This is a genomic window from Xylella fastidiosa (assembly GCF_011801475.1).
Classification (GTDB): Bacteria; Pseudomonadota; Gammaproteobacteria; order Xanthomonadales; family Xanthomonadaceae; genus Xylella; species Xylella fastidiosa.
The window spans coordinates 429,344-443,002 of the sequence record NZ_CP044352.1; the positions used below are offsets into that span (position 1 = coordinate 429,344).

Consider the following 13,659-nt stretch of genomic DNA (forward strand, 5'->3'; position numbering starts at 1 on the left):
TTACATGGGCAGGCCATCATTTTTAGCTTTTTGAGTTGCGTTCCTTGACCAAAGTGCCAATCTCTTCGCCGTGCAAGATGCGTAGTAGTACGCCAGGTTGCTCAATGTCGAAAATGCGTAATGGTAGGTTGCTGTCACGTGCCAGTGCGAAGGCGGCGGTATCCATGACTTCAAGGTTCTGCGAAATGACTTCGTCGTAACTCAGCGTGCTGTACTTGACTGCGTCGCAGTGCTTTTGCGGATCTTTGTTGTAAATGCCATCGACTTTGGTCGCCTTCAATAGCAAATCTGCGCCAATTTCAATGGCGCGTAGCGCCGCGCCAGAATCGGTGGTGAAAAAGGGATTGCCAGTGCCCGCTGCGAAGATGGTGATACGGCTTTTTTCCAGGTGACGGATTGCGCGGCGGCGGATGAAGTCTTCGCATACGTTGTTGATTTTGATTGCACTCATCACTCGTACTTTGGTGCCGAGCTTTTCCAGTGCATCTTGCATTGCCAATGCGTTGATGATTGTTGCCAGCATCCCCATCTGGTCACCGGTGACGCGGTCCATACCCTTGGCAGCCAGACCTGCACCTCGGAAGATGTTACCGCCGCCGATCACCAAGGCTAACTCGGCACCTGCGTTTTGTGCCTCAATGACTTCACCCGCCAGTCGATTGATCACTTTTGGATCAATGCCGTAATCCGCACTTCCCATCAACGCCTCTCCTGAAAGTTTGAGGAGAACGCGGTGATAGGCAAGTTTTGACATGGGATATCTCAATGAGTGAGGGGGGAGCAAACAGTGTCATTCTAGCGGAGGCGCACAAGCTGTGCTGTTGGCAAAGCAAAAGCAAAGTCATGTTGGTGGAGAAGTATCATTTAGATGAGGCACAAGTATCGGTATGCAGCGACCATGCTTGATTTGTTATAGGACGTTCTCTTTGGACGTTTTTAAGCAATGCAGCTGCCAATGGAAAAGACCTCATTTCCGGAGACTGTCAGCTAATGACATTTTAAAAAATTGTAAGCCATATTGTTATAACAGTTGATTGTAGTGTGATATTGATTGAGTATTCATAATGCATATTCGATCACGTTTGACGCTGGATGTGATCGAATATAGCGGCGTGCCTAGGGTGATTGCCGCGTGCGTAGCGCCGCTGGACGCTATGCGATGCGCAGCCGATCTGAATGTAGGTAGCAGGGTGGAGGGCGTTGCTTGAGGGTTAGTCCAAGTGCCTATATGTATGTGGTCACAAAGTTTGAAGCCAATCCGTTCCTTGAGGTTTTGCAGTACTGCGACTCGTTGGGCACAGTGTGTGCAGATGACTGGAAATTGCTTTGGGTTTGGGGAGATGAAATGGTGATTGGTCGCTGTGCCGTTGCCGGTCACCGTAGACCTTTCGCCTACAGCGTAGTAGGGGACGATGTTGTAGCAAAACAAAAGGGCCAAGCCTATAAAGGCTGACCCTTTAAGTTTTACTTTACATTTACCTGGTGCCGAAGGTGGGACTCGAACCCACACACTTTTAAGGGTGGCGGATTTTGAGTCCGCTGCGTCTACCAATTCCGCCACTTCGGCATTGAGAGGGGATTATAGCGAAGGATTCAGGCCCATGTGGAAAAAATGATAGATGGGCATGTATACATCCATTAGCACGGTTGAGATGAGTTAAAAAAGAAGGTGCCCCCCCTACATAGGGGGGCAAATATGGCGTCCCCACGGGGATTCGAACCCCGGTCGCCACCGTGAAAGGGTGATGTCCTAGGCCTCTAGACGATGGGGACGTACGACGCAAAGCATGTTGATACCGCTTCCTGGTTTTTGGTTGAGCGTGCGTTGGTGGAGCCAGCCGGGGTCGAACCGGCGACCTCTTGCATGCCATGCAAGCGCTCTACCAACTGAGCTATGGCCCCTGGAAATCGAGGTTGCGATCATATCTGGGCAGTAAATACTGCGCAAGCACTTTAATTAAACTGGTCATTGTTTGATGTTGTATAGATCGCTTAGTGGGTTAGTTGTTGTGTGAACGAAGCGAGGAAATACACGGGTGATTTTTGATCTTTTGATCGCTAAAACTGCAACAGATTTTTCAGATTACTTTTTCGATAAGTGGCTACTGGGCATGGGATTACAGATATGTCCCTAGATCTGCAGATGAATCGATATTTAGTGGCTGCGCGCTTGTTGGATGATTGCTGCGGCCTTTGAGGAGGAGTTTTTGATGTTGTCCCAATGCCCTTGAACGAGCCAGTCTTTGGGAACCATCCATGAGCCGCCGATGCAGATGACGTTGGGTTGTGCCAGATAGTCGCTAGCATTGGTTTCGTTGATACCACCAGTGGGGCATAGTTTCAGATTGGTTAGGGGGCCGGCCAAGCTGGTGAGCATGTGCAGGCCGCCCACCACATTGGCCGGAAACAGTTTGCAGACGTGGAAGCCCAACACCATGAGTGCGAGCAATTCTGTTGCTGTGGCCGCACCCGGTACTGCGGGGATTGGTGCATCGGCTAGCAGCTGTGCCAAGGTGGGAGGGGTGCCTGGTGTAATAAGAAAGTCGGCTCCAGCGTCGATTGATTGGCGGAGTTGGTGTTCGTTGAGTACGGTCCCTGCTCCGATCGTGATTTCTGGTTGTTCGCGCTTGAGAGTTGCTAATGCTTCCAGGGCCACTGGGGTGCGTAAGGTCAGTTCGATCGTGGTGAGGCCGCCTTCCAGCAGTGCGCCGACGACACGGCGCGCCTGATCCACTGTGTCCACGGTTACAACAGGTAGGATGCCGGCGTTGTATAACAGGGATTCGGCTTTGTTTTGGGTTTCAGTAATGCTCATTTGTGTCTTTAAATAGGGCGATGTCGAATAGGACAGGGGATTCAGGGCAAGCGGTGTGTGCTATTTGGGGCTGTGTATTGGGTGATGTCTCAGGGGGCTTTGGACTCGTCTGTCAGGGGGCCAAGGTGGCGTGATCGTCTGGCGTGTCGTTGGCAGTGTTGCTCCACACGTGGTTGTCCGGAGGTTTCGGACCACAGGAGATCGATAGTCCGCCTTGGTCGGCAGGGCCAACCACTTGGCGGTTGATCGCAAACAGGTTGCGCCCCAGGTCGTTGCTTGTGGTTGCTGTGTTTGGGGCTGGGGTGCGCGTCTCCCATTCGGTTGTCGGTACCAGGGCTTCCAAGATGCCGGCTTCACCATCAAGGCGTAAGAGGTCGCCTTCGCGGATGCGTCCAATCGGGCCGCCCCGTGCTGCTTCTGGGGTCAAGTGGATCGCCGTCGGGAATTTGCCCGAGGCGCCGGAGAGACGTCCGTCGGTGACTAGGGCGACCCGCCGACCTTGGTTTTGCAGCAATCCTAGCAATGGTGCCAGCGAGTGAAGTTCTGGCATTCCGTTGGCACGCGGTCCTTGATAGCGAACGACCAGGATGAAATCTTTGGGGAGTGCACCTGCGGCATGCAGTTTATGCAGTGTCTGTGGTGTGTCGATCACCACGGCTGGCGCTTCGATGGCCCGGTATTCCGGTTTAACCGCTGACAGTTTGATGAGCGCACGGCCTAGGTTGCCATGTAGGAGGCGCAGGCCTCCTTGGGGTTCGAATGGATGGGTCACCGGGCGGACTACGGATGCGTCGGTGCTGGTGGTCGGTGAGGGGCTGTAGCCGAGTGTGCCGTGATGTAGGTGAGGTTCTTGGGTGTAGGCCCGCATGCCGCCTGCGACGATGGTTGGCAAGTCGTCGTACATCAGTCCGGCATCCATCAGTTCACGGAACACAAAGGCAGTGCCACCGGCGGCATGGAATCGATTGACATCGGCTTCACCGTTGGGATAGACGCGTGCCAGGAGTGGTACGGTTTGGGAGATGCGATCCATATCGTCCCAGGTTAGCAAGATGCCGGCTGCACGTGCGACGGCGATCCAGTGGATGGTATGGTTGGTTGAGCCGCCTGTAGCCATGAGGGCGACGATGGCATTCACGATGGCGCGTTCGTCGATTAATCGCCCAATCGGGCGGAAATCCTGCCCCAGTGCGGTGATGTGTAGGACGCGTTCTGTGGCGGCTTGGGTCAGTGCCTCACGCAGTGGGGTGCCTGGAGAGACAAACGAGGCGCCGGGTAATTGCACGCCCATTGCTTCCAGCAATACTTGGTTGGAATTGGCGGTGCCATAGAAGGTGCAGGTTCCGGGGGCGTGGTAGGAGGCGGCCTCGACTGCGAGCAGTTCAGCACGTGTTGCCTGACCAGCCGCGTAGCGTTCGCGTATTTCTGCTTTTTGTTTGTTTGGGATGCCGGAGGGCATGGGTCCTGCAGGGACGAAGGCGGCGGGTAGGTGGCCAAATGCCAATGCGCCGATCAGCAGGCCGGGGACGATTTTGTCGCATACGCCCAAGTAGATTGCTGCGTCGAACATGTCGTGGCTCAGTCCGATAGCAGTGCTTTGAGCAATGTTGTCGCGTGAAAATAGCGACAGTTCCATGCCTGCACGGCCTTGGGTGACACCATCGCACATGGCCGGGACACTGCCGGCGACTTGTGCGGTGGCACCCAGTGCGCGCGCCGTGTTACGGATGATGTCTGGGTAATGTTCAAACGGTTGGTGTGCCGAAAGCATGTCGTTGTAGGCGGTAATGATGCCTAGGTTCGGGGTGATTGCTTCCCGTAGACGTTCTTTATCAGTCGTGCCGCAGGCGGCGAAGCCGTGGGCGAGGTTGCCGCAGCTTAGGCGGCTGCGGGATGGTCCGTCGCGCAGTGCTGCATCAATCCCGGCGAGGTAGTCGGTGCGCGTGGTGGCACTGCGTTGGCGGATATGGTCGGTGACGGCTTGAATGTTGGGATGTGGGCGCATGGGCGGTGGGTTTATGAATGGAGCAGAGGGTGTTTTAGTTGACTTTGCTCTCTCATTGCAGGCCAGTGATAGGGTGTGGGATCTGTTGCGAGGGTTTGTATTCTTCCACGATGGATGTAGCGCTTTTTGCGAGGGCTTGGTTAAGCGCACCAGTGCACGCGGAGGCGCGCATTTGGTAGGTCGATCGCGGTCCTTATCGGATAGTCCAGTGCATCTTTGCAGGAGAGTGCTGTTTCCAGAACTTTCAGTTTCTGTTTTCCGCGTAGCAGCAGGAGACGGTGTGGAATGTTGTTGAGTCCGGCTGGAGTGAGGGTGATACGCAGTGGCCAGACGCCGGCGCCGGGGCAGCCGGTGGCATCGAGTGCTACGTAGGGTTGGGGAGTGTTTATTGCTTTTTGGAGATCCAATGAGCCTGGAAACAGTGATGCGGTGTGGCCGTCATTGCCCATGCCCAGCACTACGGCGCAAGGTGGGGGGCTATGGGTGATCTGAAGGTTGGCGTCATGGACGCATTGGTTCAGTGTTTTGCCTGGTCGTATCAGGGGCAGGAAGGTGGCGTGCTTGGCGTGTTCCAGAAGTGTGTGTCGTACCAGCCAAGCGTTACTGTCTTTGTCTTGCGGTGATAGCCAGCGTTCGTCGACTAAGCCAATGTCGATCTTGGACCAGTCTAGGGGCCGTGTGGCGAGGGTTTCGTAGACGAGTGCCGGTGTGGTGCCACCAGAGAGGAGCAGGGAGGCGCGGCCACGTTGGGTGATCTCTTGGAGGAGGATGTTCTCCAATTCTCTGGTGACACTCTGTGCCCACTCCAGCGGGTCGTCGTAGTTCATCAAGGTGATGTGTGCGTCGTTTGTAGGGATCATGCCTTGATTTCCTGCGGGACTTGCTCGGTGTCTCGTGCGTATGCGGCTGCGCCGAGTAGGCCAGGGTGTGGATGGATCACTGCCAAAGAGGGGATACGGGCCATGATGGCCGAAAATCGACCCTTATGTTCAAATCTTTGGCGGAAACCGGAATGCTGTATTGAGTTCAATAGTTTGGGAACGAGGCCGCCTGTCAGAAAGACGCCATCCCAAGCCCCTTGGATGAGTACCAGGTCGCCGGTGATGGTGCCGAAGATGTTGCAGAACAGATTGATGGTGCGTGTGGCGCGTATGTCGCCGTCAGCGGCGCGCATGGTGATGTCTTGAGGGCGCAGTGGACCTGGGTCGATTCCGTCGATTTCGCTCAGTGCGCGGTGAATGTTGACTATCCCTGGACCGGAGATCAGCCGTTCGTTGGAGACACGTCCGAATTGTTGTGACAGGATTTCCAGGATCCGGATTTCTTCTGGGGTGCTTGGCGGGAAGCTGACATGGCCGCCCTCGGTTTCTAGCGGATAGCAGCGGCCGTTGCGAATCATCAGGCCGCCGACGCCTAGGCCGGTGCCGGGGCCAATGATGCCGTAGTTGCGAGTGGCTGCTGATAGCGGGAATTGCTCCCATTTGGCACTGCCGATTTGGATGACATCTTGAGGGCCTAACACGCTGATGGCCATCGCTTGGGCAACAAAATCGTTGATGAGGTGCAGGGTGTCGAAGCCGAGCATTGTTGCAGTGCGCGTGCGTGTGATGACCCAGGGATGATTGGTAATACGTGCTTCATCGCCGTCTACGTGTCCGGCGATCGCAAAGACGCCTTTGGTGGTATGTATGCCGATGTGATGCAGGTAGTGCTGTGCAGCTTCGCCCAGTGAGGGGAATTCGATGACGGCGAATTCGCGCATGCTGTCGTTCAGCAGTGGTGCTGAGGTTAGGGTGGGGTTGGCGAGCGCAAAGCGGGCGTTAGTCCCTCCAATGTCTGCGACCAGTACGGGAGCCTGTGGTGCGTTCATGCGTTGTTTCCATGGCCATCAATCCCCAATGGCGGCAGAAATTGGTGGGCTTGAGGTGGGCCCCAGCCGCCGGCGGGGTAGGGTTGCAGTGGTAAGTCGGACAGTTCCCAGGCATTGCTGATGCTGTCGATCCAAGCCCAGGCTTCTGTGACTTCGTCGTGACGTACAAATAGCGCAGGGTTGCCGTTGAATGCGTCGAGGAAAAGGCGCTCATAGGCGATGTGGCGATGTTTCCCGGTTGGGACGGATAACTCCAATTCCAGCGGTTGCAGTTCTAGGGTTCCCCATTCGGGGCCGGCCAGGCTGCTCATCAGGTTTAGTTCGATATTTTCCTGGGGCTGTAGTTTGAAGCACAGGCGGTTTGGTGCTGCATTGTTCCGGTTTGGACGTTCAAATAGCCAGTGTGTGACGGGTTTGAGGGTGACGACGATTTGGGTTGAGCGTTCGGCCAAGCGTTTTCCTGTGCATAGATGGAACGGTACGCCCGCCCAGCGCCAGTTGTCGATGTATGCGGTGACACCGACAAAGGTCTCTACATTGCTGCCTTCTGGTGGTTGATAGGCTGGCACTGGTTGGCTGTTAATGGTGCCCGCGCTGTAGCGTCCGCGCACGCTGTGCATTGCGGCGTTTTGGGCGTTCAGTGGGCGTAGTGCGCGCAGGACTTTGACTTTTTCGTCGCGTATGCGGTCGGCTTCCATAGAGACCGGGGGTTCCATAGCGACCAGGCATAGGAGTTGCAGGATGTGGCTTTGCATCATGTCACGTAGTGCGCCAGCACGTGCGTAGTAAGCATTGCGGCCATCGACGCCTTCGGTTTCGGCGATGAGGATGTGTACGGACTCAATGTGGTTTCGGTTCCATACCGCTTCTAGCAGGGTGTTTCCGAACCGCAGTGCGACGAGGTTCTGCACTGCTGCTTTGCCTAGATAGTGGTCTACGCGGAAGATGCGATCTTCGTCAATCAGTGTGCCGATGGTGTTTAGGATTTCGCGTGCGTTTATTGAGTCGCGTCCGATCGGTTTTTCCAGCATCAATCGGTGTGGTGTCTGCAGTGCCCCTCCTTGTGCCAATCCTAGGGCGGTGTTGGTATACAGGCCTGGTGGGATTGCCAAGTAGCTGATGCAGGGATGTTCCGTCAGATCTCGGACTGCTTCGGCGATTGATGTTGGGTCGTTCAAGTCTACGGAAAGGTAGTCGACACGTTGTAGTAGGGCTTGGATGTGCGCGGTGTTGGCGATGGGTAGTGCTTGTTCCAAGCGCGTGCGCAGGATGTCGCGGAATTGTGTGGTGTTATGGGGTGACAAGGCCAGAGCACGAATGCGGAAGTCTTGTGGCAATAAGCCATCAGTAAACAGTTGCAGTAAGGAGGGGAAGAGATAGCGTTGGGCGAGGTCGCCGGTGGCGCCAAACAATAAGAGGGTGTTGTGCATGGACCTGGTCTCGGATTTGGATGTTAACGTTTGTTGGTGTGGGGGTGTTTTTGTTTGCGTGAGCAGCATGTGTTGATGCGTGGCTTAATCGTTGCGTTTGGTGGTGTATGTGCTAGTGCTGGGTTGGTGGAGTAGGGATGGGAGCGGGTGATAGTGCGAACCCGCTTGTGATTTCTTGGAATGGATGGCGTAGGTGGGTGGTGATTTGGTGGTGTGATGTGAAAATGATGTCAATGTCATGTCAGAATCGCTAGATGCGGCTAAGGCCGCGCGGTCCGGTTGCTTTCGGGGCCGGGACAGCGATGTTTGTTCCGTTGAGGCTTATGGCATGGCCAAAGTGCAGTTGGAAGCGATCCGTAAGGTGTACGACAACGGCCAGGTGGTAGTTCCTGGAATCAGTTTCGAAGTTAATGACGGTGAGCTGATGGTGTTGGTGGGACCGTCAGGATGCGGTAAATCGACGTTGTTGCGCATGATCGCTGGGTTGGAAGATATCAGTAGCGGCACGTTGCGTATTGGTGAGCGTGTGGTGAATGACGTGCCGCCGAAGGATCGTAATGTCGCAATGGTGTTTCAGAGCTATGCGTTGTATCCCCATATGACGGCCGCTGAGAATTTGGCGTTCGGGCTGAAGCTGCGGGGGTATTCCACGGAGGCCATTGCCGAGCGCATTAAGAATGTGGCCGAGATGCTTGGTTTGACTTCTCTGCTGGATACCTTGCCTAAAGCGATGTCTGGTGGGCAGCGCCAGCGTGTTGCGTTGGGGCGGGCGATGGTACGTGAATCAGCAGTGTTTTTATTGGATGAGCCGTTATCCAATTTAGACGCAAAACTGCGTAACAGTGTGCGTTCTGATATCACGCGTCTGCATCGCAAGCTTGGTACGACGATGATTTACGTGACCCACGATCAGGTTGAGGCGATGACTCTCGGTCACCGTATTGTGTTGCTCAAAGATGGAGTGATCCAGCAGATTGATACCCCGATGGTGCTTTACGACCATCCGGCGAATCTGTTTGTTGCTGGTTTTCTTGGTAATCCAGCAATGAACATGTTGTCTGGCCGATTGGAGGCGGTTGCAGGTGGAATGGAACTGCACTTGGTATCCGGTGAGCGCGTCATGTTTGCTGGTGCGATTCCGAAGTCAGTTTGGTTCGGGCGTGATGTGGTGTTGGGGGTACGTCCGGAGCACATACGTCCGGCGGGTCTTGGTGAACCAGTGGCATTGGAGGCGACTATCGAAGCGTTGGAGCCAGTCGGTAATGAGGTTTTTTTACATCTGCGCTGTGGTGCCTTGGCACTCATTTTGCGGGTGCCGCCTCAGGAGTTGCCGGGGATCGGCGAGTCATTGCCGTTGGCGGTGCAGCCTGATCGGTTACATGTGTTTGACGCGGTTTCTGGTGAATGTTTGGCCGGTCATTAAGGTGCTTCAATGTGTGGCTTGATGCACTGTGTTTAGTATTTGGTGGATGTGTTTTTGACAGTTCCCATTCTTACATCTGTCTCAAGGGTGAATGTGGTTCGGTTCCAGTTGATGGGCAGGCGAGTGTCGCCGGATCTGCCTATATCAGCGTGCAAGCCCGGCGACGAAAGGAAGGGGTGTTGCCAGTGTTCCGGCGACTCTGAGTTCACCGTATTCTGTGTCTATTGGAAGTACTGCGAGTGCTAGACCCTCTGCAACGCTGGCCACCTGGCCGATGTCGCCCTCTGCGCTTTTGACCGTTTCCCCTGGCTGTACATGAGTATTGATGGCCAGTAGCTGAGCGCGGCGTTTCGCTTTGCCGAGGAAATGAGTACGTGCAACGATTTCCTGCCCGGGATAGCAACCTTTGCGTATGCTGTAGGCATTCAACCCGTCTAGGCCGATCTGCTGTGGTGTCCATTGATCGCGCTGGCTTGCGTCCAGGCGTGGTAGCCCCAATCGTAAATCTGCCGCGCGCCATTGCGCTTCGAATGCGGGGACCCGTGGTGGCATGGCGGCAGCTGGTACTAGCAGTAGTCGTCTTGGCAGAGTGATTCCGCTAACGTCCAATTCGGTGATTCCGTCAAGTTGCGCTGCTTGCGTACCTGTGGCGTGTACCGGTGTGTCGTAAGTTGCGGTTGTAATGAGATTCCGCTCCACAGCGATCTGTACTTTACGTCGGAAGATATAGCGTTGCAGTTGGGTGGCCATCATCACTGCTTCTCCATCGGGTAGGATCAACAGTAATTCGTTTTCAGCAGGACGATATAAGGCGAACAATGCAGTGACACGTCCTTTCGGAGTTAGCCAAGCACTCCAGTGCCACTTGCCGATGGCTAGGCCTTGTGCATCGCTGCTGAATTGGGCATGTGCGAAACTCAGTGTATCTGCGCCTGAAATGCGCAACATTTCATACGATGGCAGTGGGAAGAGTGTCTGTCCGTTGCTTTGGAGGTTGTCAGTCACTGGGGAGAGGAATAGAATCGCAGCCGGTTTGAAGAGGATTATAGGGATAGACCGCACTGCCTTGCAGGTTCTTTTAAGATAAGACGCTCAGTAAGCGTTTTTGCTGAATGTATACAGGATGTATACAGAGACCCTAGTTATATGTTCGGATAAAGATGCGGATCGGTATTTTAGATGTCGTGAATCGCGGAAAGTTGGTTCTTGAGTTTTATCCATTTCCGGATACAAAAAGCTTCAGTGCATTCTTGTGATGATTTGTGATGTCAGGTTCAGGCCTATCAGAGTTCCAAAATTTTATTGGTGAAAAACGTATGTTTTCTGTCTGCTCTGCTCCAGAGGATTCCCAGGAGATAGCGAAAAACGCAACTGCCGATCTGAAGCAACGATCTAATCTTGAAGAGGTTGGCGGGCGTGGTGGATTGGATCCGGTGCGTTATGGGGATTGGGAGAAAGATGGGCGCTGTATTGATTTCTGATTGCAGTTTCAGTCAACGCGGCCAATGTGCTGCTCAGCCGGGATAACGAGTTCTACCATGGCGACCCGAGAACGCCCTCTTTCACCTCATTTGCAGGTCTACCGCTGGCAAATGCAAATGGTTACGTCGATTCTGCATCGTGCGACTGGGGTCTTCCTTTCGCTGGGAGTACTTGTCATCGCTGCAGGCTTGTTGGCGTTGATGTTTGGCCCGGAGCCTTGGGATTATTTTCGAAGTTGTCTCAATCTCTGGTACGGCCAATGTTTCTTGCTTGTATGGACGTGGTGCTTCGGTTACCACTTGTGCAACGGTATCCGGCATATTGCGCAGGACTTTGGTTGCGGTTTTGCTATCAGCAGCTTTCTTCGTTCCAGTTGGGCTTCCGTACTCGGTAGCATTGTCATCACCGCTGGTGTATGGGGCTATGTGGTTGTTGGCCGGGGGACTGTATGAGTCGTTACCGTACACCACTCAAAAATGCCCGTGGTCTAGGTGCTGCTAAGGTGGGGACCGGGCATTTTGTGTTGCAGCGCCTCACTGCGATTGCATTAGTATTGCTGGGAGTATGGTTTTTGGCATTTTTGCTGACTTTGCTTGGTGTCGACTATGCAGCAGCGGTTGCAGCCGTCGCCAAACCTTGGAATGCAATATTGCTCATTGGATTCCTGGTCGCTGCCTTTTGGCATGCGCAGCTCGGTTTGCAGGTGGTACTTGAGGATTACATCCACAACTCTTTTCTGGCTTTGACACTCCAGACGATGGTGAGATTTATCGCTGTCCTTGGCGCGGTCGCCAGCGTTTTTGCGGTCGTTCGTATCGCGCTTGGGAACTGATAATTCGATGTCCGCTTATACAATTACCGAACACAAATATGACATGGTTGTCGTTGGTGCTGGCGGTGCTGGTCTACGTGCCACGTTCGGTTTGGCTCATAAAGGCTTACAGACTGTCTGTCTGACAAAAGTATTCCCGACGCGTTCGCATACCGTCGCTGCGCAAGGTGGTATCTCCGCTGCGCTTGGTAACATGGGGGAGGATGATTGGCGTTACCATTTTTATGACACCATCAAAGGGTCAGACTGGCTGGGTGACCAGGATGCGATTGAGTACATGTGCCGTGAGGCAATCCCGGCTGTGATCGAACTAGAACACTATGGTGTTCCGTTCTCTCGTACTGCACAAGGCAAGATTTACCAGCGGCCATTTGGTGGGATGACGACACGTTACGGTGAGGGGCCGCGGGCAGAGCGTACCTGCGCTGCAGCTGATCGAACCGGCCATGCGATGTTACATACCTTGTACCAGCAAGCATTGGCGCACGACGCGCGTTTCATGATTGAGTACTTTGCACTTGATCTGATCTTCGACAGCGAGGGTTTGTGTCGTGGCGTGTTGGCGTTGGACATGGCCGAGGGATCCTTGCACCTGTTTCGTGCCCATGGAGTCGTGTTGGCGACCGGTGGCTACGGTCGCACGTACTTCAGTGCAACTTCTGCTCATACCTGTACTGGTGACGGTGGTGGCTTGGTGATGCGTGCCGGTTTACCGATGCAGGATATGGAGTTTGTGCAGTTCCATCCCACAGGAATCTATGGGGCTGGCTGCCTCATCACCGAAGGAGTGCGTGGTGAGGGAGGAATCTTGCGTAACTCTAACGGGGAGCGCTTCATGGAGCGCTATGCACCTCACTACAAGGATCTGGCCTCTCGTGATGTGGTGAGTCGCTCAATGATTATTGAGATCAGGGAGGGGCGCGGCGTTGGTGAACACAAAGACCATATATTGCTTGATTTGACTCACTTGGGTCCGAGCATGATCCAAGAAAAATTGCCTGGCATTGCCGAGAGTGCGCGTATCTTCGCTGGCGTGGATGTGACCAAGCAGCCGATTCCAGTGCTGCCAACAGTGCATTACAACATGGGTGGTATTCCAACCAATTACCATGGCGAAGTGGTGCGTAAAGTTGGTAATGATCCTGATGCAGTGGTGCCGGGGCTATATGCGGTTGGTGAAGCGGCCTGTGTATCGGTGCACGGTGCCAATCGTTTGGGATCGAATTCGTTGCTTGATTTGGTGGTATTCGGTCGTGCGGTTGCCAATCGTTGTTCCGAAACAATCAAACCAAATCAGCCGCATAAGGTATTGCCCTCGGATAGTTGCGACAAGGCACTGGGCTTGCTTGATAAACTTCGCCATGCTGATGGTTCCACGCCGACAGCGGTGATTCGTGACACGATGCAACGTACCATGCAATCTGATGCTTCGGTGTTTCGTACGAGTAAGACCTTGCAAGAAGGGTGCGAAAAGATGAATGAAATCTTTGCCTTGTTTGATGACGTCAAGGTTTCTGATCGTTCACTTGTTTGGAATTCGGATTTGATAGAAACCTACGAGCTCCACAATTTGCTGTTAAACGCACTGGCTACGATTAACTCGGCTGAACAGCGCAAAGAGAGCCGTGGTGCTCATGCGCATGAAGATTATCCAGATCGCGATGACGAGAATTGGTTGAAACACACATTGGTCAGTGTCGACGAAAAGGGCTCATGCAGTTTTGACTACCGCCCTGTGCACATGTACACGCTCAGCAAAGACGTGGATGTGATACCTCCTAAGCCGCGCGTCTATTGACCTA

At 54.1% G+C, this 13,659-nt stretch carries 14 protein-coding genes and 3 tRNA genes; 7 read left to right on the forward strand and 10 right to left on the reverse strand.

All coding sequences use genetic code 11. The annotated features are described in order from the left end of the window. Positions 1-22: 22 nt before the first annotated feature. Positions 23-754, reverse strand: coding sequence for a UMP kinase (gene pyrH / locus F7G16_RS01765; RefSeq protein ID WP_004089310.1), 732 nt, complete (start codon positions 752-754; stop codon positions 23-25). A 310-nt stretch (positions 755-1,064) separates the two neighbouring features. On the opposite strand from pyrH, the gene F7G16_RS01770 reads away from it, so the two are divergent. Continuing rightward, entirely contained in the window at positions 1,065-1,208 is a 144-nt protein-coding gene (locus F7G16_RS01770) for a hypothetical protein (RefSeq protein WP_155115092.1), read from the forward strand. Between the two features lie 20 nt (positions 1,209-1,228). Next, positions 1,229-1,453 (forward strand): hypothetical protein, encoded by a 225-nt coding sequence (locus tag F7G16_RS01775; RefSeq protein ID WP_004089308.1) that lies wholly within the window; start codon positions 1,229-1,231, stop codon positions 1,451-1,453. A gap of 27 nt (positions 1,454-1,480) precedes the next feature. On the opposite strand, the gene F7G16_RS01780 is transcribed toward F7G16_RS01775, so the two are convergent. The 8 genes from F7G16_RS01780 to zwf all read right to left on the reverse strand — a co-directional run bounded on the left by F7G16_RS01780 (position 1,481) and on the right by zwf (position 8,120). Beyond that, positions 1,481-1,567, reverse strand: a tRNA-Leu gene (locus F7G16_RS01780). A gap of 130 nt (positions 1,568-1,697) precedes the next feature. Then, positions 1,698-1,773 (reverse strand) — tRNA-Glu (locus tag F7G16_RS01785). Positions 1,774-1,826: 53 nt separating this feature from the next. Beyond that, a tRNA-Ala gene (locus F7G16_RS01790) sits at positions 1,827-1,902 on the reverse strand. Between the two features lie 253 nt (positions 1,903-2,155). After that, on the reverse strand, positions 2,156-2,815 hold the full coding sequence (locus F7G16_RS01795) for a bifunctional 4-hydroxy-2-oxoglutarate aldolase/2-dehydro-3-deoxy-phosphogluconate aldolase (RefSeq protein WP_004089306.1): 660 nt from the start codon (positions 2,813-2,815) through the stop codon (positions 2,156-2,158). A 112-nt stretch (positions 2,816-2,927) separates the two neighbouring features. Beyond that, positions 2,928-4,820, reverse strand: a complete 1,893-nt coding sequence (gene edd / locus F7G16_RS01800; RefSeq protein WP_038232799.1) for a phosphogluconate dehydratase — start codon at positions 4,818-4,820, stop codon at positions 2,928-2,930. 140 nt (positions 4,821-4,960) lie between these two features. After that, the gene (pgl, locus tag F7G16_RS01805) at positions 4,961-5,680 is read right to left on the reverse strand and encodes a 6-phosphogluconolactonase (protein WP_011097597.1); all 720 of its coding nucleotides are present in this window, start codon (positions 5,678-5,680) and stop codon (positions 4,961-4,963) included. Beyond that, positions 5,677-6,690: a glucokinase gene (glk, locus tag F7G16_RS01810; protein ID WP_004089300.1), complete on the reverse strand. Its 1,014-nt coding sequence runs from the start codon at positions 6,688-6,690 to the stop codon at positions 5,677-5,679. The genes pgl and glk overlap by 4 nt, the downstream gene beginning before the upstream one ends. Continuing rightward, complete coding sequence (gene zwf / locus F7G16_RS01815; protein ID WP_004089298.1) at positions 6,687-8,120, reverse strand: glucose-6-phosphate dehydrogenase; 1,434 nt, start codon at positions 8,118-8,120, stop codon at positions 6,687-6,689. The genes glk and zwf overlap by 4 nt, the downstream gene beginning before the upstream one ends. 328 nt (positions 8,121-8,448) lie before the next feature. Here zwf and F7G16_RS01820 point away from each other — a divergent pair, with 328 nt between their 5' ends. Further along, positions 8,449-9,543, forward strand: a complete 1,095-nt coding sequence (locus F7G16_RS01820) for an ABC transporter ATP-binding protein (protein ID WP_011097599.1) — start codon at positions 8,449-8,451, stop codon at positions 9,541-9,543. 144 nt (positions 9,544-9,687) lie between these two features. Here the strand turns inward: F7G16_RS01820 and ygfZ are convergent, their stop codons facing one another. After that, positions 9,688-10,491 carry a CAF17-like 4Fe-4S cluster assembly/insertion protein YgfZ gene (gene ygfZ / locus F7G16_RS01825; protein ID WP_004089294.1) on the reverse strand — a complete coding sequence of 268 codons (804 nt, stop codon included), beginning with the start codon at positions 10,489-10,491 and terminating at the stop codon, positions 9,688-9,690. Positions 10,492-10,805: 314 nt separating this feature from the next. Here ygfZ and F7G16_RS01830 point away from each other — a divergent pair, with 314 nt between their 5' ends. From F7G16_RS01830 to sdhA, 4 genes are read left to right on the forward strand one after another with little or no spacing between them, the layout of a single operon-like run. Next, positions 10,806-11,024: a DUF1674 domain-containing protein gene (locus F7G16_RS01830; RefSeq protein WP_011097601.1), complete on the forward strand. Its 219-nt coding sequence runs from the start codon at positions 10,806-10,808 to the stop codon at positions 11,022-11,024. 57 nt (positions 11,025-11,081) lie between these two features. After that, positions 11,082-11,477 (forward strand): succinate dehydrogenase, cytochrome b556 subunit, encoded by a 396-nt coding sequence (gene sdhC, locus F7G16_RS01835; protein ID WP_004089288.1) that lies wholly within the window; start codon positions 11,082-11,084, stop codon positions 11,475-11,477. Further along, complete coding sequence (sdhD, locus tag F7G16_RS01840; RefSeq protein ID WP_004089286.1) at positions 11,474-11,857, forward strand: succinate dehydrogenase, hydrophobic membrane anchor protein; 384 nt, start codon at positions 11,474-11,476, stop codon at positions 11,855-11,857. The genes sdhC and sdhD overlap by 4 nt, the downstream gene beginning before the upstream one ends. 7 nt (positions 11,858-11,864) lie before the next feature. Continuing rightward, positions 11,865-13,655 (forward strand): succinate dehydrogenase flavoprotein subunit, encoded by a 1,791-nt coding sequence (gene sdhA / locus F7G16_RS01845; protein ID WP_004089284.1) that lies wholly within the window; start codon positions 11,865-11,867, stop codon positions 13,653-13,655. Positions 13,656-13,659: the final 4 nt, after the last annotated feature.

What these genes read in the sequence shown, in the direction of transcription:
- edd (WP_038232799.1), bottom strand. Translation starts at nt 4,820, where the DNA reads ATGCGCCCACATCCCAACATTCAAGCCGTCACCGACCATATCCGCCAA.
- pgl (WP_011097597.1), bottom strand. Translation starts at nt 5,680, where the DNA reads ATGATCCCTACAAACGACGCACACATCACCTTGATGAACTACGACGAC.
- F7G16_RS01775 (WP_004089308.1), top strand. Translation starts at nt 1,229, where the DNA reads ATGTATGTGGTCACAAAGTTTGAAGCCAATCCGTTCCTTGAGGTTTTG.
- zwf (WP_004089298.1), bottom strand. Translation starts at nt 8,120, where the DNA reads ATGCACAACACCCTCTTATTGTTTGGCGCCACCGGCGACCTCGCCCAA.
- pyrH (WP_004089310.1), bottom strand. Translation starts at nt 754, where the DNA reads ATGTCAAAACTTGCCTATCACCGCGTTCTCCTCAAACTTTCAGGAGAG.
- F7G16_RS01770 (WP_155115092.1), top strand. Translation starts at nt 1,065, where the DNA reads ATGCATATTCGATCACGTTTGACGCTGGATGTGATCGAATATAGCGGC.
- glk (WP_004089300.1), bottom strand. Translation starts at nt 6,690, where the DNA reads ATGAACGCACCACAGGCTCCCGTACTGGTCGCAGACATTGGAGGGACT.
- sdhC (WP_004089288.1), top strand. Translation starts at nt 11,082, where the DNA reads ATGGCGACCCGAGAACGCCCTCTTTCACCTCATTTGCAGGTCTACCGC.
- F7G16_RS01820 (WP_011097599.1), top strand. Translation starts at nt 8,449, where the DNA reads ATGGCCAAAGTGCAGTTGGAAGCGATCCGTAAGGTGTACGACAACGGC.
- sdhA (WP_004089284.1), top strand. Translation starts at nt 11,865, where the DNA reads ATGTCCGCTTATACAATTACCGAACACAAATATGACATGGTTGTCGTT.
- sdhD (WP_004089286.1), top strand. Translation starts at nt 11,474, where the DNA reads ATGAGTCGTTACCGTACACCACTCAAAAATGCCCGTGGTCTAGGTGCT.
- ygfZ (WP_004089294.1), bottom strand. Translation starts at nt 10,491, where the DNA reads ATGTTGCGCATTTCAGGCGCAGATACACTGAGTTTCGCACATGCCCAA.
- F7G16_RS01795 (WP_004089306.1), bottom strand. Translation starts at nt 2,815, where the DNA reads ATGAGCATTACTGAAACCCAAAACAAAGCCGAATCCCTGTTATACAAC.